At 63.0% G+C, this 20005-nt stretch carries 16 protein-coding genes and 1 pseudogene; 7 read left to right on the forward strand and 10 right to left on the reverse strand.

The window, feature by feature from the left end; genetic code table 11:
- The 4 genes and pseudogenes from J7I86_RS15230 to J7I86_RS15245 form a co-directional block, all read right to left on the reverse strand.
- Positions 1-425: pseudogene (locus J7I86_RS15230) on the reverse strand (hypothetical protein); the annotation flags it as partial.
- Positions 426-544: 119 nt separating this feature from the next.
- Positions 545-2239, reverse strand: coding sequence for a DapH/DapD/GlmU-related protein (locus tag J7I86_RS15235; protein WP_286179846.1), 1695 nt, complete (start codon positions 2237-2239; stop codon positions 545-547).
- A 91-nt stretch (positions 2240-2330) separates the two neighbouring features.
- Positions 2331-2735: a cupin domain-containing protein gene (locus J7I86_RS15240; protein ID WP_214821150.1), complete on the reverse strand. Its 405-nt coding sequence runs from the start codon at positions 2733-2735 to the stop codon at positions 2331-2333.
- 22 nt (positions 2736-2757) lie between these two features.
- Complete coding sequence (locus J7I86_RS15245) at positions 2758-3654, reverse strand: helix-turn-helix transcriptional regulator (protein ID WP_214821152.1); 897 nt, start codon at positions 3652-3654, stop codon at positions 2758-2760.
- A gap of 129 nt (positions 3655-3783) precedes the next feature.
- Here J7I86_RS15245 and J7I86_RS15250 point away from each other — a divergent pair, with 129 nt between their 5' ends.
- Together J7I86_RS15250 and hrpB are read left to right on the forward strand one after the other, a co-directional pair.
- A complete protein-coding gene (locus J7I86_RS15250) occupies positions 3784-4827 on the forward strand; it encodes an NAD(P)-dependent alcohol dehydrogenase (protein ID WP_214821154.1) in 1044 nt (347 codons plus the stop codon).
- Positions 4828-4906: 79 nt separating this feature from the next.
- Positions 4907-7600: an ATP-dependent helicase HrpB gene (gene hrpB / locus J7I86_RS15255; protein WP_214821156.1), complete on the forward strand. Its 2694-nt coding sequence runs from the start codon at positions 4907-4909 to the stop codon at positions 7598-7600.
- A 35-nt stretch (positions 7601-7635) separates the two neighbouring features.
- Here hrpB and J7I86_RS15260 read toward each other — a convergent pair whose 3' ends face one another.
- Positions 7636-9294, reverse strand: coding sequence for an amidohydrolase (locus tag J7I86_RS15260; RefSeq protein ID WP_214821157.1), 1659 nt, complete (start codon positions 9292-9294; stop codon positions 7636-7638).
- Positions 9284-10741, reverse strand: a complete 1458-nt coding sequence (locus J7I86_RS15265; RefSeq protein WP_214821158.1) for an APC family permease — start codon at positions 10739-10741, stop codon at positions 9284-9286. Before J7I86_RS15265 ends, J7I86_RS15260 begins: the two co-directional genes overlap by 11 nt.
- A gap of 157 nt (positions 10742-10898) precedes the next feature.
- On the opposite strand from J7I86_RS15265, the gene J7I86_RS15270 reads away from it, so the two are divergent.
- The 3 genes from J7I86_RS15270 (at position 10899) to J7I86_RS15280 (ending at position 14533) form a co-directional block, all read left to right on the forward strand.
- Positions 10899-11516 (forward strand): TetR/AcrR family transcriptional regulator C-terminal domain-containing protein, encoded by a 618-nt coding sequence (locus J7I86_RS15270; protein WP_214821159.1) that lies wholly within the window; start codon positions 10899-10901, stop codon positions 11514-11516.
- A 13-nt stretch (positions 11517-11529) separates the two neighbouring features.
- Positions 11530-12264, forward strand: a complete 735-nt coding sequence (locus tag J7I86_RS15275) for a M50 family metallopeptidase (protein WP_214821160.1) — start codon at positions 11530-11532, stop codon at positions 12262-12264.
- Positions 12265-12421: 157 nt separating this feature from the next.
- Positions 12422-14533, forward strand: coding sequence for an elongation factor G-like protein EF-G2 (locus J7I86_RS15280; protein WP_214821161.1), 2112 nt, complete (start codon positions 12422-12424; stop codon positions 14531-14533).
- On the opposite strand, the gene J7I86_RS15285 is transcribed toward J7I86_RS15280, so the two are convergent.
- The gene (locus J7I86_RS15285; RefSeq protein WP_214821162.1) at positions 14530-15195 is read right to left on the reverse strand and encodes an alpha/beta family hydrolase; all 666 of its coding nucleotides are present in this window, start codon (positions 15193-15195) and stop codon (positions 14530-14532) included. The two genes, J7I86_RS15280 and J7I86_RS15285, sit on opposite strands and share 4 nt — an antisense overlap.
- 75 nt (positions 15196-15270) lie before the next feature.
- On the opposite strand from J7I86_RS15285, the gene ligD reads away from it, so the two are divergent.
- Both ligD and J7I86_RS15295 read left to right on the forward strand, forming a co-directional pair.
- The gene (gene ligD / locus J7I86_RS15290; RefSeq protein WP_214821163.1) at positions 15271-16296 is read left to right on the forward strand and encodes a non-homologous end-joining DNA ligase; all 1026 of its coding nucleotides are present in this window, start codon (positions 15271-15273) and stop codon (positions 16294-16296) included.
- 219 nt (positions 16297-16515) lie between these two features.
- Positions 16516-17490, forward strand: coding sequence for a serine hydrolase (locus J7I86_RS15295; protein ID WP_286179869.1), 975 nt, complete (start codon positions 16516-16518; stop codon positions 17488-17490).
- 26 nt (positions 17491-17516) lie between these two features.
- Here J7I86_RS15295 and J7I86_RS15300 read toward each other — a convergent pair whose 3' ends face one another.
- From J7I86_RS15300 to J7I86_RS15310, 3 genes are read right to left on the reverse strand one after another with little or no spacing between them, the layout of a single operon-like run.
- A complete protein-coding gene (locus tag J7I86_RS15300) occupies positions 17517-18137 on the reverse strand; it encodes an L-threonylcarbamoyladenylate synthase (RefSeq protein ID WP_024820974.1) in 621 nt (206 codons plus the stop codon).
- A 20-nt stretch (positions 18138-18157) separates the two neighbouring features.
- A complete protein-coding gene (locus tag J7I86_RS15305; protein WP_214821165.1) occupies positions 18158-19024 on the reverse strand; it encodes an ABC transporter permease in 867 nt (288 codons plus the stop codon).
- On the reverse strand, positions 19014-19985 hold the full coding sequence (locus J7I86_RS15310; RefSeq protein WP_286179847.1) for an ABC transporter ATP-binding protein: 972 nt from the start codon (positions 19983-19985) through the stop codon (positions 19014-19016). Before J7I86_RS15310 ends, J7I86_RS15305 begins: the two co-directional genes overlap by 11 nt.
- Positions 19986-20005: the final 20 nt, after the last annotated feature.

A 20005-nucleotide genomic window follows, 5' to 3' on the forward strand; every position in this document is an offset into this window, starting at 1 on the left:
AAATCAGCAGCCTCAACAAACCTCAACAACCGCACCTCACCGGCCGCCATCGATCGCAACGATCGTAAGGCTTCATCCGCCTGCGCCAGCGGCACGTCCACCATTCCGGGAATACGCTGGCCGGCATTTTGAAGGGGAGCCGTGTGGTGGATACCTGCCGCCGGGTCCCCGGGCATGCCAGGCACCACGAATCCTGAGCCGACGCCCTCGCCGGCGCTGCCTCTCAATGATCCGCTCCATGACTCCAATCCGGAAAGCAGCTCAGCGTCTCCGGAGGTACCCGCGAGGGTATCTGCCGCCGTCGTGTGCTCAAACGCGGGCGCCGGGGCAGGCCCACTGGAAGAGGCCAGGGGTCGTTGAAGCAGCAACGCGTAGGCGCGCTGCGAGCCCGCCCGGCTCGCCACAATCTGCCCGATAACTCCCATGCATAAAACTTCTCATGGGGGTCAGACAATATTGGCCCTCGCATTGTTCTGCGCCTACCCACCTCGTTTACAAGCGCCTGGTTTACGAGCGTGTCACGGGAAACCCGGCGATCAGATGGCTATAGCGTCGGCAGCGAATAGGCAGGTTCAGGTCGGTGGACGCCCCGGGGCCGGTAGCCGAGGGCTTCGGCGCACCCAAGAAGGTCAGCCAGGTACCAGATGATTGCCAGCCACATCTCCGTGCCCTGGAGGCTGGGGATGTTGCCTTCACCGCTTGACGGTGCAGCGCTGAAGGCCATCCCCTCGCCGGGCCGCCAGCGCTCGAGTGCGTGCTTGAGTTGAGTCCGAGCCCATGCTTTGGCATCCTCCCGGCGGTGCGTGGTCTGCTTGGACGCCAGCCAGAGGGGGTGCGCTACGTCCAGGACGTTGCAGGCGTTCTGCCGGCCGGGGGCGAAGTAGCGAGGGTCCGCCGAGTGTTCCAAAACTGTGTCTACCAGCCGCTCAACGTGAGGAACCGGCACACCGAATTGGGCGAACGTGCCCCGCGTCAGCCGGTAGTACCCGTTGACTACCTTCAGACGATTATCCGCCGTGGGGGTGCCCCATGTTCCTGCGGAAGGACTGACACGGGTCAACAACCAGCCGAAGAGAGCTTCAAGTGAACCGGGGAAGTTGGGATTCGATTGCGAGAGGTTCCAGTATGCGGCTGTACCCCAGGCGTCCACCCACGCCCCTGATTCCCATGCTTCCTTCCGCCACGGCAGAGCATCCAGCGATGCCGTTACCGCCGCCGGAGCCATGTCAGCAATGGCGTGGATCGGATGCTCGAAGCCACTGCCGGCAAGGTCCAGCGCATGACCGACGGAGAGCACGTGGTAGGTAGCAGGGCCAGTGCCGAAGGTGAGTCTCGAAAAATCGCTGGGGCCGGATTCGAACTCAGGAACCAAACCCGTCACCGGGTCCTGGAGTTTGTGGAGTCGTGCCACGTGTTCGTCCACTGACAATTGCGGAGGAACGCAACCCAAGAGCAAGTCCGCGATTTCAATGGCGTCGCAGTGCGCCCTGACGGTGGGCGCAACACCTGGCCGGTCCACGTACAAGCCCCCTGCTGCGGACGACCAACTTCGCGAAAGAATGGCTGGAGCATCGGTGCGTGCAGCGTTGGCGAAGGCCGCCAGCTCAGCCAGCAACCCGTCGTCGAACGGCCCCTCGCCAGCAGTTGCCGGGATGGTCGAGTCACGCCTGTCCCGGATCCGCCGCGCAGGGTTTCCGCCCACTATGGTCCATTCAGGGACATCCTTGGTCACCACCGCCCCGGCAGCCAGCACGGCGTGCGAGCCAACCCTGACGCCGTCAAGAACCACTACGTTCGAACCAATCCAGACGTCGTCGCCGATGGTGATGCCCTTGCTGGTGAGTAACTGCTTGAAGACTGGTTTGGAAGGCTCCATGGAGTGGTTGAAACCGAGAATGGAGGTGTGGGCGCCGATCCTGACACCGTTACCCATGGTGATGTTGCCTCGAATCACGGTGAACGCATTAACTGTGCAGTCATCGCCCATGGTGATGGAACCCGTGATGTAGGCGTGGGCCGCGATGAAAGAATCCGCGCCAAGAGCGAGTGCATCGGGATCCACGTTGGCGAGGGGGGAGAGGAAAGCCCGCTCACCAATGCTGACTCCGGACCGTTCGGCAAAGCGCTGGTGGTACTCGTGCTGAGCCGCGCGTTCTGCAGGTGTTGCTGAGCTCCAGAAAGTCCAAGGGGAGTAGTCGTAGTTAAGGCCGTGCCGGGAATTCACGTCGTTGCTCCACATTGGTATGAGTCGAATCGGAAAGCGCTTCCCCCCCATAGTTGCGCGTCCAAAAAGCATAGTCAATGCGCCATGAGCAAACGATCAACCTCGATCACTCCGGGTATCCGTACTCCTCGTAGGAAACCAAATCACCCCACGTCGTTTCAGAACCATCCGTGGCGCCGGCAGTTTCCCATATAGCCAAGTGGCTCATGAAGTGGTCCGGAGCTGCGCCGTGCCAATGCCATTCACCAGGGGGCGTGTAGATGGTTTGACCCTGCTGAACCACTTGCACCTCACCCCCGCGCGCCTGCACCAAGCAAACGCCGTCGGTGACATGCAGTGTTTGCCCCGCTGCGTGCGTGTGCCACGCGGTCCGTGAGCACGGAGAGAAGCGAACGATGTTTACCCTGAGCTGCGAGGGCGGTTCACCCTTCACTATGACATCAAAGTAGACGTCACCCGTAAAAAGCTCCGCGGGTCCTTTTGTGCTGGTGGTCTTGGGAGAGATTTCCATGATTCCTTATGAAGTTGATGGATTACTTGTTCTGAATGTCCCGGAGGAGCCCCGAGTCCTCAGGGCTTGTGAGAGTCGTCGCCGCCCAGCTCGCGAGCAATGTCAAAGCGTCGTCCGTGCCGGTGCCCGGCTCGGCGTTGTACACCGTCAGGGTCATTCCGGCGTCGGCGGACAGCTCGAGTGCTTCGTACAGCAAATGCAGGTCGCCCACTATCCGATGACGGAAGTGCTTCTTGCCCGTGAAGTGCTGGCGGACATTGTGAGAGGCCCAGCGGACCCGGAATTCCTCGCTGCGGGTGGACAGTTCACCCACCAGGTCGCTGAGGCCGCGGTCGTACGGATCACGGCCTGCTTCTGTACGCATAATTGCCACGGTGTCGTTGGCCGCGCGTTCCCAATCCGCATAGAAATCATGGCTGCGAGGATCGAGGAAAAGGAACCGGGCGTGGTTGGGCGGCCCGGCAGGACTGTCGTAAATGTCCGAGTACAAAGCCCGGCCCAGGGCGTTGGCCGCCATGAGATCCAAGCGGCCGTTGCGGACGAAGGCGGGTGACCCGGTGATCGCATCCAGGGTGAGCTGAACGCCAGGGCGGATGGCCTGCTTCCGGACCGGCCGGCGTCGTGACCTGCCTCCGTCGCTCGCCGCACGGGCGAGGTCGTACAAGTGGGCTCGCTCGGCGTCGTCGAGCTGCAGGGCGTTCGCCAATGATTCCAGGACGCTTTCAGAGACGCCCGCGAGGTTACCCCGTTCCAGGCGGGTGTAATATTCCACGCTAACTCCGGCCAGCATGGCCACTTCACCGCGACGCAGCCCCGGGACACGGCGGTTGCCACCATAGGCAGCCAATCCTGCCTGCTCGGGTGTGATCTTCGCCCGACGCGTGGAGAGGAAGTCGCGCGTCTCAGTCCGGTTGTCCATGCTTCAACGGTAAAACTTTTGGCCCGCTAAGGGAGTCCCTGTCAATACCCCTAACAGCAGTAACTCCTTCCACTCAGGAAATCAGGGTTAGATGGAGTTATCCAACGAAATGAACCACGCAGGAGAAACATGCCTACCGCTAACGCTTATGCTGCCCCCTCAGCCACAAGCGACCTGACCCTGACCACCATCGAACGTCGCGAGGTGGGCCCGAACGACGTCCACATTGACATCAAGTTCGCGGGTATCTGCCACTCTGACATCCACACGGTGCGGGGCGACTGGGGCCCACAGCAGTATCCTTTGGCTCCTGGCCACGAAATCGCCGGAATAGTCACCGAGGTCGGCTCGGACGTCACCAAGCACAAGGTGGGCGATCGTGTTGGCGTCGGCTGCATGGTGAATTCCTGCAAGGAGTGCAAGAACTGCCTGGCCGGAGAAGAGCAGTACTGCCTCAAGGGAAACGTGGGCACCTATGGCGCCGTTGACCGCGACGGCACCATCACCCAGGGCGGCTATTCCAGCAACGTCGTGGTGAATGAAGACTTCGTCGTGACCATTCCGGAAGGTTTGGACCTCGACGTCGCCGCACCGCTTCTGTGCGCAGGCATCACCACGTACTCACCCCTGCACCACTGGGGTGCCGGCCCCGGCAAGAAGGTTGCCGTAGTAGGTCTTGGCGGACTTGGCCACATGGCAGTGAAGATTGCCGACGCCATGGGTGCTGAGGTAACCGTGCTTTCGCAGTCGCTGAAAAAGATGGAAGACGGGCTCAAATTGGGTGCCGACCACTACTACGCCACCAGCGATCCCTCCACCTTCGAGGAACTCGCGGGCACCTTCGACCTCATCATTAACACCGTCAGCGCCTCGATCGACATCAGCGCGTACCTGCAGTTGCTCACCCTCGATGGCACTTTGGTCAACGTTGGCGCGCCGGCTGAGCCCCTGCCGGTGAACGTGTTCTCGCTGATCATGGGCCGTCGTCGCTTCGCCGGTTCCGCGATCGGTGGCATCCGCGAAACCCAGGAAATGCTGAACTTCTGCGCGGAGCACGGCCTTGGCGCAGAGATCGAGGTCATCCCGGCCAGCAAGATCAACGACGCTTACGAGCGCGTTCTTGCCTCGGATGTCCGCTACCGCTTTGTCATTGACGCCTCCACCATCGGCTAGGAACGCAGCACCAGATGAAAGGCCACGCCCCGTATAGGGCGTGGCCTTTCCACTACCACGCAGCAGGGACAATGGTCTGGTGACTTTCAGACTGGACACCATAGGTACGGGGCTGGTTTTCGCTGAGTCCCTCGCGAACCTTGCTGCCGCCCTGACCAACCAGGCCGACGGCGGCACTGTGCTTGGTCGAACGGCAGTTGTTCAGGCGCCTCCGGGCACCGGTAAAACCACATTGGTTCCGCCGTTGCTCGCCAACCTCGTGTCCGAACAAAACCCGGGCCGGCCACGCGTCGTCGTCACCCAACCCCGCCGTGTGGCCGCACGCTCGGCCGCACGGCGACTGGCTTCGCTGGACGGAAGCAGGCTTGGTGGCAAAGTGGGCTACACCGTCCGGGGTGAAAGCAAAGTCAGCAAGGACACCGTGGTGGAATTCGTTACGCCGGGCATTCTCTTGCGGCGTCTTCTGGCTGACCCGGGGCTTGAGGACGTTCATGCCGTGGTCCTGGATGAGGTCCACGAACGGGGACTGGAAACGGATCTTCTGGTGGGCATGCTCGCGGAGGTCCGCGAGTTGCGCGGTGACCTGACGCTGGTGGCGATGTCCGCCACTCTCGACGCCCCCCGTTTTGCAGCACTACTGGGAGCGGGCGGAACAGGGCTCGACGACGCTGGGCCGGCTCCCGTGGTCGACTGCCCGTCAGCACTGTATCCGCTGGAAGTACAGTGGGCTCCCGCCCGGGACCATCGCCTGGACGCCCGGGGAGTGTCCCGGAGCTTCCTTGAGCACGTTGCCGGCACGGCGGCAGCGGCCTACTCAACAGCCCTGGGCCAAAACCCCGAGGTAGACGCATTGGTGTTCCTCCCGGGAGCCCGGGAGGTTTCCGACGTCGCCACTCGCCTTCGCGGCCAGCTGCCACCCGGTGTGGAGGTACTTGAGTTGCACGGCCAGATCGGTCCGGAAGCCCAGGACCGAGCCGTCTCCGGCCGCGAGCCGGGCGGGTCGCCTCGGATCATTGTGTCCACGTCCTTGGCGGAATCGTCCCTCACGGTTCCCGGCGTCCGTTTGGTCATTGACTCGGGACTTTCAAGGGAACCACGAAGGGATGCCGGCCGCGGCATGTCAGGACTCGTGACCGTCTCTTGTTCCCGCGCGTCGGCAGATCAGCGTGCAGGCCGTGCAGCGCGTCAGGGGCCGGGCACGGTGGTGCGCTGCTACGACCCGCAAGCCTTTGCCGCGGCGCCCGCACACCAAACGCCCGAAATTTCCGTTGCGGACCTCACCAGCGCTGCCTTGGTCCTTGCGTGCTGGGGCTCCCCGGGCGGTTTCGGCTTGAAGCTCCCGGACGCACCGCCTTCCGCTGCCATGAACGACGCCGTGGAAGTCCTCCGTGAACTGGGCGCCGTAACTGGGGACGGAACTGTTACCGCCGTGGGCAAGACTTTGGCCCGAATCCCTGCCGACCCCCGGCTTGCCCGCGCCTTGCTGGACGGATCAGCGATGGTGGGTCAGCGCGCAACCGCCGAAACAGTGGCACTGGTGGCCGGTGACCAGAGAGCGCCCGGCGCCGACCTTACAAAGCTGTTAGCCATTCTCCGCTCGGGGTCAGACCCTGCTGCCCGTCGTTTCGCCGAAGACGTCAAGCGGATGGAGGCGCTGGTGGAGAAGGAAACCCGGGTACGTCAGGAGCCTGCCGTCGCCGCTCATTCCCGGCCTGCCGCGGATGTCACGGCAAGGGAAACGCCCGGCTTTGTGGTGGCGCTGGCCTTCCCGGACCGTATAGCCAGGCGCGTACCCGGCGATGGATCCACCACGTACTTGCTCTCGTCCGGGACGCGGGCCGGCCTCCCTGCCGGGAGTTCATTGTCCGGGCATGACTGGCTTGCCGTGGCTGAGGTGTCCCGCGCGCAAGGACGCGATGCCGCGGGAACGGGCGCCGTCATCCGTTCTGCCGCACCGTTGTCAGCCGAACTGGCGCTGAACGCCGCGCCCGGCCTCCTCACGGAGGAGGTGCAGGCGAAGTTCCACCAAGGCCGGGTGATGGCCAGGCTGGAACGGAGTCTCGGCGCTATTGTGTTGTCTTCCACGCCCGTTCGCCCCACCGCAGACACCGGACGACACGCAGTGTCCAGGGCGTTGGAAAAGTCCGGATTGTCCACGATCGGCTGGTCAACTGCTGCCGATGCCCTGCGCCGGCGCCTTGGAATGGTGCACCGCGAGCTCGGGAGTCCGTGGCCTGACGTCCGGGAGGCCGCGCTGCTATCCAGGCTGGAGGAATGGCTGGGCCCGGAGTTGGAAGCTATGGCGTCCGGCGCTCCCGTAAGTTCCATCAACCTCGTTGACCCCTTGAGGCGCCTGCTCCCATGGCCGGAAGCAGCGCGGCTTGAGGACCTTGTGCCGGAGAGACTGGAAGTGCCGAGCGGTTCGCGTATCCGGATCGACTATCCCGAGGTCCTGGAGCGCGGTACCGATGACGGCGCTGAGGGTCACGACGGTGCTGGTCCCGACGACGGCCGCCCGGTAGTGGCGGTCAAGCTTCAGGAATGCTTCGGCTGGGACCGCACACCGCATCTCGTGGACGGCAGGGTCCCCGTGCTGTTTCACTTGCTGTCGCCGGCCGGAAGGCCATTGGCCGTCACAGATGATCTCGCGTCCTTCTGGTCCGGTCCTTACTTCCAGGTCCGGGCAGAGATGCGTGGGCGCTACCCCAGGCATCCCTGGCCCGAAGACCCGTGGACCGCACCGGCTACAGCCAGGACCAAGAACCGAATGTAGTCAGACGCCCTGCTCCGGGCCTGCTCAGGAAGACGTTAAGCGAGCCGTTCCAGCATGAACTGGATCTCGCCATCCACAAAAGTGCCCAGGACGCTGCTCGCCGCAAACTCGTCCGGGGCAGTGGTCAAGGGGTCGAGTTCGAAAGCAGTGAAGTCAGCCCGCTTGCCCACCGTGATGGAACCCGATACGTCCCACAGCCCGGCAGCTTTGGCCGCGTGGGAGGTGTAGCCCTCCAAGGCCTGAAGCGCGGTGAGTGCCTGGGAGGGTGCGATGGGTTGCTGATCCGGATTTCCCGATCTCCGGCGCAACTGGGCGTCCGCCATGATGGGAAGCGGGTTGAAGGGTGCGATCGGCCAGTCCGAGCCGATACCCAACGTCACTCCTGCGTCTCGAAGATCCCTGCAGCGCCAAGCCCTGGAAGCCCGCTCAGGCCCAAGCCGGGTGGACCAATTGTCGCTGTGATCGGCCAACGAGTAATGGGTGCAATGGGTGGGTTGCATGCTCGCCACTACTCCTGCGCCCTGGAAACGCGCCACCAGTTCATCCGGGACGGTTTCTATGTGCTCAATTCTGTGGACGGCACCCCGCAGAACGTCGGCAGGTACCTCGTGGCGCAGGGATTCCAACGCCTCCAACACATGGTCAACTCCGGCATCGCCGATTGCGTGCGTCGCGGTCGGGACGCCGCGGGAGGCAAAGTAGCGGACGGCAGCGGAGTATTCTTCCGGCCGCGGCCAGAACGGCGCAGTGGACTGGCCGCGCACATCGGGTTCATAGAGCCAGGCTGTTCCGTTGTCCACGGTGCCATCGACGAAGAGTTTGATCGCTTCAATGGACCAGCGGCGCCCGCCTGTACCTATGCTGCGGGCCAATTCCTTCCAGTCGGCTTCACCGCTTCCGGGCATGCACCAGGGGGCTGCCCGCAGCCTCATCGGGAGTTCGCCCTCGGCCTCCAACGCCTGGAAGAGTTCGGCAGATTCGGCGCTGTGGTCCATGATGTGACCGTCGGTAAGTCCCGCCCGGGCGAAGTCCCTCAAGAGCTCGCCAAGCCGCGCTTTGCGTTGGGCAAAGGACTCTTGCGGAATATGGCGCTGGACCAACTCCATGGCTGCGGCTTCCAGCAGGAGGCCGGTGGGAACACCGTCTGCGTCGCAGACCACCTCAGAGGCTTGGTCGAATTCCACACTGCCATGGATTCCGGCCAGTTCCAGTGCTCGGCTGTTCGCCAACGCTGAATGTCCATCGAACAAGCGGATAAACGCAGGCTGATCGCCGGAGACTCTGTCCAGCACACGTCGGTGCAGCGGTACTGTGCCGAAAGCGTTCGGGTTCAGTCCCCATCCACGCAACCAGCCGCCGTCGTGCCCTGCTTCTGTGCGGAGAAGGTGCCCTGCTTCTGTCCCGAGAAGTGTGAGGACTTCCTCCAGAGACGTAGCGCTGGCGAGGTCGACGCCGATAGTCAGGTCCAGGCCGAACACCGGGTGGATATGGCAGTCCACCAATCCCGGCGTGAGAGTCGCGTTCCCCAGGTCCACCACACGTGTGTCCGCGTGCTGCCACTCTCTGGCATCTTGGCGGCTCCCGACGGCGGCAATCAACCCGCCGCTGATGGCGACGGCCTGGACAGGCTGTTCAGGAAGTATCTGATCCATGGTGTGAATGGTGTCGGCAAAAATGATGAGGTCAGGAGTCATGGGTTTCGAAGCTTCCAATCCGGGCGAAGACGTCAGGGCGGGTGGTGCGAAGCCTGCGGGCAATCAGCAGGCCTATAAGGAAAACAATGGGCGTGACCAGCAGCAGGATGGTGTTGGTCAGGGCATCGGCAAAGGTGAGGAGCTCGATGTTGATGGCGATCAATGCCACCACACCAAACAGCAGGACGGCCGAGGCCACGCACAAGGGAATAAGCAGGCGGTTGGTAGCTGCGGCCGGGTTGCGCCGCAGGTAGATGAACGCCGCAACGGACGCCAGTCCCTGCAGTGCCACAATCCCGAAAATGCCCGGCGTGTTGACCCAGATCAGCAGTTGCTTGTACGGGTCAGCGCCGGCGATGGCGCAAATGATGATGACGACGGCGGCCAAGATGGTCTGAATCTGACCGGCCCGGTGGGGGGACTTGTACTTGGGGTGGGTCCTGCCAAGGAACGCAGGGAGCACGCCGTCCTTGGCGAGCATGTACACGTAACGGTTGATGGCATTGTGGAAGGCAAGCTGGGAGGCGTAAACGCTGGTGACGATCAGCACGTACATGACCACTTCGGCCCATGGGCCTACGTACTGGTTGATGGTGGCAAAGAACATGCCGTCCGCCAGTTCACCGGCAGCATCCACCACGTTTCCGTCGCCGTAAGCCTGGATGACGGTCCATACAATGAAGGCGTAGAACACGGACATGAAACCCACGGCAATGTAGGTAGCCCGTGGAACCGACGTGTCCGGATTCCGTGCCTCGCGTCGGTACAGCACGGTTGATTCGAAGCCCATGAAGGCAGCGAAACAGACAGCCAGGATCGCAAGAACACCTGGTGTGAAGGCATGTTCGGGGGAGAACGACGAGAAACTGATGCCTTCGGCGCCGCCGCGTGCAAGAATTCCGAAGCCCATGATGGCCAGGATCGCGGTCTCGGCAATGAGCAGGACTCCAAGGACCTTCGCGCCGACGTCGATGCCCCGGTAGCCGAGGAACCAGACGGCCGCGATGGCTACCAAGGCAACTACGGGCCACGGCACATCCAAGCCAAAGAGGGCGCCGAGCATGGCTTGGGTTTGGACGGCAAACAATCCGTAGACGCCGATTTGCAGGCAGTTGTAGGAAATGATCGCCAGGATTGCTGAGGCCAGCCCTACCGTCTTACCCATGGCCAAGGTGATGTACGTGTAGAAACCACCGGCTGCTTTGACGTGTTTGGTCATGGCCATGAAGGAGATGGCGAAGACCAGCAGGACTGCACCGGCAATGACGTAGCCCATGGGGGCGCCAATGCCCCCGACGCCAATGGCGACAGGTGCGACGCCGGCCATCACTGTCAGGGGAGCCGCTGCGGAGATCACCAGGAAGGCGATACCGCCGGTGCCTATGGCATTTCTTTTGAGCCCGTTACCGGCGTCTGCGGCCGGAGGTCGGGTTTCGAGGTCAGACATGGGGATCCTCTGGGTGTTTGGGGAGGGGAGATTCACAGGAGCCAAACGTTAAGCGAAAGGCTTTCGTTTATCGTAAGTCCTTGTGACGCCCGGCACAATACCCTGAAGCAAAGTTCTGGCTAGAGTCGTAACAACAACCTTGAATGGAGACACCCGTATGGCACGCCCGCTGGTCCCGCTGATATCCATCGATGCGCTCGTCACCGCCGCCCTTGAGCTGGTGGACGAGGCAGGAGATTTCAGCCTGCCCAAACTGGCCAAGCGGATTGGCGTGAGCCAGTCCTCCATCTACAACCACGTCAGCGGGCGGGAGGAGATCCTGGAGCTCATGCGCGGCCGGATCATCTCCGAGAGCCCCTATGCTCTGGAGGATGAGCAGGATTGGGAGGCGTCCCTTCGTGCCATTGTCCGGAGCTACAGGGATGCCTTCGCCCGCCATCCAAAACTCGCGCCACTGCTGGTGCTCCAAACTGTTCAGGATGATCAGGTCATGGCCCTCTACGAGAACCTGGCCGTGGCCCTGGAAGCCGCAGGGTTCCGCGGCCGGGACGTGATGTCGGCAATCTCCACCATTGACAGCTTCGCTTTGGGCTTTGCCTTGGACCTTGCGGCTCCCGACGTCGTCTGGGCGCCGCCTGCCCAGGGCTACCCAGCCCTCACTGACGCCTTGGCCCAGGCGGGTCCTCCAGAGGAGCGAGGCGAGGCAGCCTTTGATTTCGGCCTTGAGATCCTGATCGCCGGACTGCATTCCCGTCTTCAGTCAAGCGTTCTGTGAGGCTGAAAGTCCAGTGAATTTGGCGCAAGACTGGTGGGCCGCGGTAACCCGAGGCTTCACTGACACCCACACCACAGCTGTGCCGTTACCTGCCCTGTTGGGCATCCTCGCGTGCGCCGTGGTCCTGAGCATTCCGCGTGCCACGTGGAGGTGGTTCGGCTTGTACGTCACCTTCGTTCACGAACTCGGACACGCGTACGCCGCACTGATGACGGGGCGTTTTGTCCACGGGCTCCGGATAGGGCTTGACCATTCGGGGCGTCTTGTCAGCAGCGGACGGAGCGCTTTCGGGGCAGCATGGTCCGGCTTCTGGGGCTATCCAGCGCCGGCGGTGGTCGGGTTGTCCTTGATCGCCGCTTTCGCTGCCGGCCGATCCGGCGCAGCCATGTCTGTTGGTGCCTTGATCCTGCTCGTATCGCTCATCTTCCTCAGGAATCTCACCGGCATTCTTGTGGCGGTGTTGAGTGCGGCGATCGCCCAAGTTCTGATCCTGTTCGGCACGCCCACAGCGGTGAACTACGTAGTGCTGGCGCTCGGCGTGGCACTGTCGGTGGGCGGCGTCAGGGATCTGTTTAAACTGGCCGGTGTGCACACCAGACGCCGCGACCGCCTTGCCGCGTCCGACGCCTTCATCCTGGGCCGCACCACCGGCGTCCCGGCGTTCGTCTGGTTGACAGGTTTCACGGTGGTGATCGTCGGATGCTCCCTCGCATCCGTCTGGTTGTTGTGGGGAATGCTCACCGTCTAGCCCGGTGACGGCCTTGGGACGGGCCCCGACGGCGGTTGTCCTGCTTCGGTTACTGCGAGGCCTTGCCCTGTGGTCGCTTGAGGGTGTCCAATCCTCTTTAACGTTCGAACTGGATGTGTTCGGACTTCGTGCCGGGATGCAACACCAGGAGGTGCCCATGTCCACGAAGGGGACGCGCGAAACGGCCAAGGGGCCAGGCCCCGGCACCACAGATGCCAAGCGCGGCGAAAACGTCGCTGTGATGGCCGCGAGCGGTCCGGCAAAAATTCGGAATGTTGCCCTGGTGGGACATTCGGGTGCCGGGAAGACCACGCTGGTGGAGGCCTTGCTGGCCACAACAGGTGCCATTACCAGGATGGGGTCCATCAGTGAAGGGACAACCGTCAGTGATTCGGACCCCTCCGCGGTCCATCAACAACGCTCGGTCACCTTGGCCGTTGCCCCGATCTTGGTCGGGGACATCAAGGTCAACCTGATCGACACCCCCGGCTACACCGACTTCGCCGGCGAACTGCGTGCAGGTTTGAGGGCCGCCGATGCGGCCCTTTTTGTTGTGTCGGCTGTTGAGGGCATTGACGGTGCCACTGTGGCCTTGTGGGGCGAGTGCGAGAAGATCCGGATGCCGCGTGCAGTGGTAGTCAGCAAACTGGACCATCCGCGCGCCGACTTCAGTGCCGCCGTCGGACGCTGCCAGGAAGCGTTCGGAGAGTCGGTCCTCCCGCTGTACCTCCCAGTTGTGGGCAACGCCGGACTCATCGGCGTCCTGCACGGCACTGAGGCTGAGGACCTGACGCCGGCCTCGGACCTGGAAGCGGCCAGGGAACCCTTGATCGAAGGAATCATTGCTGAAAGCGAGGACGAAACCCTCATGGACCGCTACCTTGGCGGCGAAGAACTGCCGCTTGCGGACCTGATCACCGATCTTGAAACGGCAGTGGCCCGGGGGAGCTTCTTCCCCGTGATGCCGAGTTCGGCCGAAACAGGCCTTGGTCTTTCCGAACTCATGGCACTGTTGACCGAAGCTTTGCCATCGCCGCTGGAGCGGAGCGCCCCTGCCGTGATGAAGCTCGACGGTTCCTCATTGAAGCCCCTGGAATGCGAGCCCGACGGGCGCTTGGCCGCTGAGGTGGTGCGGACCACCGTAGATCCGTTCCTTGGCCGAGTGTGCTTGGTCAGGGTCTTCTCCGGGACCCTTCGGGAAGATTCCTCCATTCACATCGGCGGCAGGGGTTTGGCGGACAGGGGCCACGAGGACCACGACGCCGATGAACGCATCACGCATCTCTACTCGCCTGTGGGTTCGAGTCTCAAAGCGGTCCCACAGTGCATTGCCGGTGACATCTGCGCCATCAGCAAACTGGCCAGTGCTGAAACGGGGGACACTGTCTCCAGCCGGGAGACGCCGTTGCTCATCGAGACCTGGAACATGCCCGAGCCTTTGATGCCTGTAGCCATAGAAGGGGCATCACGCAGTGATGAGGACGCGCTGGCCAAGAGCATCGGCAAAGTGGCCGCCGCCGACCCAACTCTTCGATTGGAGCGCAACCCGGACACGCACCAGCTCATCCTGTGGTGCATGGGCGAAGCCCACTCCGAAGTGGTGCTGGACAGGCTCCGCAACCAAGGCGTCAAGCTTCAGACCGTGGACGTCATCACCCCGCTCAGGGAGACCTTCGCCAGCAAAGCCACCGGACATGGACGGCACGTCAAACAATCCGGTGGCCACGGGCAGTTCGCCATCTGCGACATCGAGGTGGAGCCATTGGATCGCGGTGGCGGCTTTGAGTTCACGGACAAAATCGTGGGCGGTGCCATTCCCGGGACGTTTGTCACGTCCGTGGAGAAGGGTGTCCGCTCCCAAATGCTCAAGGGCGTGTCAGCGGGATTCCCCATAGTGGACATCAAGGTGACGCTGGTGGGCGGAAGGACCCACAGCGTTGACTCGTCCGACGCAGCATTCCAGGCTGCCGGGGCGCTGGCCCTGAGGGAAGCTGCGGCAGCTGCAAAAATCCAATTACTGGAGCCCGTCTCGTCAGTTGTTGTCAGCGTTCCCGACGAATACGTGGGTGCGGTGATGAGCGATCTGTCGGGCCGCCGGGGCCGGGTGACCGGGACCACTGCCGCTGACGGAGAGGGAACGGAAATCACCGCCGAAGTGCCGGACAAGGAGCTCCTGCGGTACGCCATTGAACTCCGCGCCCTCACGGCAGGAACCGGCCGCTTCCGCCGGTCCTTCCTTCGTCATGAACCTTTGCCGAAGCAGGTCTAGGCGTTTGCCCGCAGAAAGGCCGCGACTGCGGGGGCCAGGGATGCCCCTACCTCGGCCGCGCCACGCTTTAGACCCTTGACCGCGAACGAATGATCCCCGCCCTCTGCCCACTGGAGCGTCGCCTTCGGGCCTATCTTGGTCACTACTGCCTCCAGCAGTTCCGGTGTTGCGAAAGTGTCGCGGGTCCCTTGGAGAAAGAGCATGGGCACCGTAACGCCGTAGAGGTGCTCATCCCTCAATTTCTCCGGCTTGCCCGGGGCATGGAGCGGATAGCCAAGGTACACCAAGCCGCGTGCGGGCATGCCCTCGGCCACTGCCATGGACGCCATGCGTCCACCGAATGACTTACCTGCCGCCCACAGGGGCTCCCCTTCGCTGAGTCCAGTCGCTGCGTCCATCACTGCCCGCCACGTGGCTATGGCCAGTGGCGGACGGTCCGGAAAACGGCGGCCGGCCTCCCGGTAGGGGAAGTTGAAACGCAAAGTGGCCACGCCTTCGGCGGCCATCGCCTCAGCAAAACCCTGCAGAAACGGGTGTTCCATTCCTGCTCCGGCGCCGTGGGCCAGCACCAGAGTGGCAAGGGGCCGCTCGGGCCGTACGTGGAGGGCGGAAACCTCAGTTTCACCGACAGCGATGGTCTCGGATGTTTCAGTGTTTGGCATGCAACCATCATTACCCACCACGCCAAAAGCCGCCGGGTGCTGACGCGCAAGGCTTAAACGGGGTAGCTTGTGGCCATGGCGAGCGAAGCAACCACCGTTACTGTCCCTGGACCTCACGGCCCCCGCGAGGTCAGGATTTCGAGTCCAAGCCGGGTGATGTGGCCTGAGGCAGGCCTGACCAAACTGGACCTGGCCAAGTACCTCATTGACGTCGGGGAAGCCTTTGTCACGGCCAATGGGAACCGTCCCATCAGCCTCCAGCGATACTCCGGGAACATTGACGGCGAAATGTTCTTCTCCAAGAACCCGCCCAAGGGAGCCCCGGAGTATGTCCGTTCCGTACCAGTGACATACCCCAGCGCGCGTTCGCATCCCCAGTTGGTGATCGACGAACCGGCGGCTGCAGTGTGGGCAGCGCAAATGAATACAGTGGTCTTCCACCCTTGGGCGTCCCGGGCCAACGACTCCGACAATCCGGATCAGCTCAGGATCGATCTGGATCCCCAACCCGGCACGGATTTCGACGACGCCATCCCGGCCGCACTGGAACTGCGTTCCGTGCTGGAAGACGCCGGGCTCACGGCGTTCATCAAAACATCCGGAAACCGTGGGCTCCATGTGTACGCGCCCATCCATCCCAAGCATGAATTCCTGGATGTCCGCCACGCAGTGATCGCTGCCGGACGCGAATTGGAGCGGCGCATGCCGGAGAAGGTCACCACAGCCTGGTGGAAGGAGGAACGCGGAACCAGGATTTTCGTGGACTTCAACCAAGCCAACAGGGACCGGACCATTGCCGGTGCGTACAGCCCCCGAGCAGTACCCACAGCCCAGGTGTCCTGCCCCTTGACCTGGGACGAACTGGAGAACGCCGATCCTGCGAAGTACACCATCAGGACAGTCCCGAACCGCCTGGCCAAGGTAGGCGACCCTTGGGCGTCCATGCACGATCACCCCGGAGACATCGATGCCCTGCTGACGTGGTGGGAGCGCGACGTCAAGAACGGCCAGGGCGAAATGCCCTTCCCACCGGAATTCCCCAAGATGCCGGGCGAGCCCATGCGCGTTCAGCCGAGCCGGGCACGCAAACCGGAGGAGTAAGCCGGAGATAGTGAACCGGGAGCGCATGTGCCGCGATGTCCAGCCAGAGGCAGCCTGACCACCGCACTCGCGTGCGGCCTGTTCCTTGGCGGGTGCACTGCAACCCCCGAGCCGTCGCCGATTCAGCCCTCCACCGCCTCACCGTCCCGGCAGGCACCAGCTCAATCTTCGACGACGGACCCTCCGGCCGTACCCACGCTGACACCTGCTCCAGTGCCCATGGAGAGTGCTACGGTCAGCCCTGCGTTTCAAGAGCTGCGTGCCACTCTTGAGCTCTTCTCGCGGGAGAAGCTCGAAGATGGGGCGTCGGCTGTGCTTATTAAAGCGAAGGTCGGCCAGCAGGAGTGGATGCTCGCAGAAGGAGTCCGGAGCCGCGACAGACGTATTCCGGTCCAGCCGGGAGACCGTTTTCCTGTGGGTGAGCAGTACCGTACATTCCTGGCTGTCTCTGTCATGAAGCTCGTGGAAGAGGGCCGGCTCGGATTGGAGGACCCCGCTTCGGCTTACCTTCCCGGATCCTTCGCGGCGGATAGCCCGGTGACAATCCGGCAGCTCCTCGGAGACGATGATGACCTGTTCGATGTCCCGCCTGCTGACGTGGCGGCTGCGGCCGGGTCAGATGCCTATTTGTTGCTCGGCCAAGTGGTGGAGCAGTTACGGGGTGCGCCGTTGGCGACCGTTCTTCGAACCGACATCCTGACGCCGCTGAATCTCCGTTCCACGGAGATACTGGCTCCAAACGCCGCAGCCCCGGATGACCTCATCCACGGATACGTGCTGCTGAAAGGAGAAGCCGTAGACGTCACGGGCACTACAGTCCCGGCCGGAATCTCCACTGGCGGGCTGGTGTCCACCGCTGAGGACATCCCGGTATTCCATGCTGCTCTGCTGAGGGGCCGGTTGTTGTCCCCGGCGAGCCTTATCGCCATGAAGGGGACAGTGTTCGCGGACTATGGCCTCGGCCTGGACCACTGGGATGACCGCTGCACCAATGGCTCGTACTACGGCCACGCCGGAGACATTCCCGGCTACGGAAGTGTCTCCATCAGCAGTGCGGACGGTAGCCGCCAACTGTCCATTTTCGTGGCGTACCCACCTCAGCCGGTCTCGTCCCAGCCGTCGGCTCTGGCGTTGGAAATGACGGGGGTCGCGCAGGTCGCCCTGAACTCGGGGTGCCGCTTCCAGTTCCGGTGAACGGCCGCTACAGGAAGCGCTGATTCCTATTCGAAGCGCGAGGGATCGCCTGTCCCGTACCGCACCACTTCGGCCACTCCGCTGGAGAAGTCGATCACGGTAGTGGGCTCCGAGCCGGTGTCGCCGGCGTCGATCACGCCATCCACTTGATTGTCCAGGCGTTCCTTGATTTCCCAGCCCTGGGTGAGTGGTTCTTCCTCATCCGGCAACAGGAGTGTGCTGGAGAGCAGTGGTTCGCCCAGCTCGGCCAGGAGTGCCTGGACCACCCGGTGGTCCGGGATGCGCACACCCACAGTCTTTTTCTTGGGGTGCAAAAGGCGCTTGGGAACTTCCCGGGTGGCCGGGAGGATGAAGGTGTAGCTGCCGGGGGTGACAGCTTTGATGCTCCTGAAGATGTCGTTGTCCAACATCACGAACTGCCCCATCTGGGCGAAGTCCTTGCACACCAGGGTGAAATGGTGTTTATCGTCCAGTTGCCTGATGGACCTGATGCGATCCAGGGCTTCCCTGTTGCCGATCTGTGCGCCAAGCGCATAGCAGGAGTCAGTAGGGTAGGCGATCAGGCCGCCGCCTTGCAGCATGTTCACCACTTGGCCGATGGCGCGTGGTTGGGGATCTTCCGGGTGCACGTCAAAGAATCTGGCCATGGGAAGAGCCTACGACAAAGCTACGACAAGACGTCCTTGTTGGAGAATTTTGCATAGGCCAGCGCGCCGCACACCGCCATGTACCCGGCTTGAAGGAGCGCGTTCTCACCGAACGATGTCCATGAGATGGGTTGGCGCAGCAGATCCGCGAAGCCCAGCCAGTGGTGGCTGAACAACCACGGATGCAGCCACTCAAGCTGAGGCAGGTTGTCGAGCACCTGCGACACCACGGAGAGCACAATGGTGGCAGCCATGGCCCCCACCGGCACGTCCGTGAAGGTGGAGATCAGCAGACCGATAGCGGAGAGTCCCAGCAGGGAAACCGTGATGTAGGCAGCTATCAGCAAGGATCTCCACGCCGACTCGCCAACGCTGATGGTGTCCCCGGACAGCAAAGTCACCGGACCTACAGGGAAAAGCACGAAGCCGGCCAGGGCGCCGGAGGCGGCCACAGTGGCGGTAGCGGCGAAACAGAAAGCGACGGCCCCGGCATACTTCACCAGCAGCAGGCGTATCCGCCCTGCGGGAGCGAGGAGCAGGTACCGCAAGGTTCCCAGGCTCGCCTCCCCGGCAATGGTGTCCCCGGCCACCACCCCAACTGTGAGTGGCAGGAATAGGGGGACACACACTACCAACGCTGTGACGGCGACGAAGAGGCCGTTCTGGGTGATGCGGTCCAGGAACAGCGGCCCGCGGCCGGGAGCGGTGGGCCGGGAAGATAACTTGACGGCCACGGCGATCAGGATGGGCACGGCAGCGAGGGCGATCAGCATGGCCCACGTGCGGAGCCGACGGAACAGCACGAGCAACTCCGAGCCCAGGAGCGCCCATCCGAGGCCTGGACGCACCGCACTCTCCGGGGAAGGACCAGCAGTCTTAGCCGACAACGCCGAACCCCTCCCCGGTCAGGGAGACGAATCGCTCTTCCAAGCTCGCGTGCTCCACTGTGAAGCCACGGACTCGTACGCCGTCAGCAACCAATGCAGCCACTATCTCCTCGGGAGCACGACCGTTGATCCCGGTGCCCAACACCGCAGTGGTTCCCCAAGGGCTGCCCATACCGGGTGCTTCGCCGGGAACCAGGCCCAGGCGGGCCAGGACTCGGGACGCCAGGTCGACGTCGGGCGTTTGCACTACAACATGAGCCTGACCGGCAGACCTCAGCTCCTCAATGGGCCCCTGAGCCACCAGGCGGCCGGCACTCATCACGCCCACGTGGGAACACATCTGTTCCACCTCGGCAAGCAGATGGCTGGAGACAAACACCGTGGTTCCCCCAGCGGCGAGGGAGCGAACCAAGTTGCGGACTTCACGGGTGCCCTGGGGGTCCAGACCATTGGTTGGCTCGTCCAAAACCAGAAGGACCCTCGGCCTGAGCATCGCGTTGGCCAAGCCGAGGCGCTGCTTCATGCCCAAAGAGTAAGCGCGGACCTTCTTTCCGGCCGCATGGCTGAGCCCAACCTTTTCAAGGGCCTCGTAGACGCGTTGCCGCCTGGTCGAGGACGATGCATGGGGGTCGGCGGCATCCAAGCGCATCAGGTTTCCCGTACCCGACAGGAAAGGGTAAAAACCAGGGCCTTCCACCAACGCGCCAACTTCCGGAAGGACAGAAGCCAAAGCTCGCGGCATTTCCTTGCCAAGAACGCGGACGTCCCCGCGGGTCGCCGAAGCCAGGCCAAGCAGCACCCGAATGGTGGTGGTCTTCCCCGAACCATTCGGTCCCAGGAAGCCGAACACCGAGCCTAGCGGCACAGCGAGGTCAATGCCGTCGACGGCGGACCGGTGGCCGAAGCGCTTCACCAGTCCGTGAGTTTCTATCGCGAGGACAGAGGACCGGACAGGAGCCATACGCTCAGTGGCACCAGCAG

The organism is Arthrobacter sp. ISL-95 (assembly GCF_018613695.1).
GTDB lineage: Bacteria > Actinomycetota > Actinomycetes > Actinomycetales > Micrococcaceae > Arthrobacter.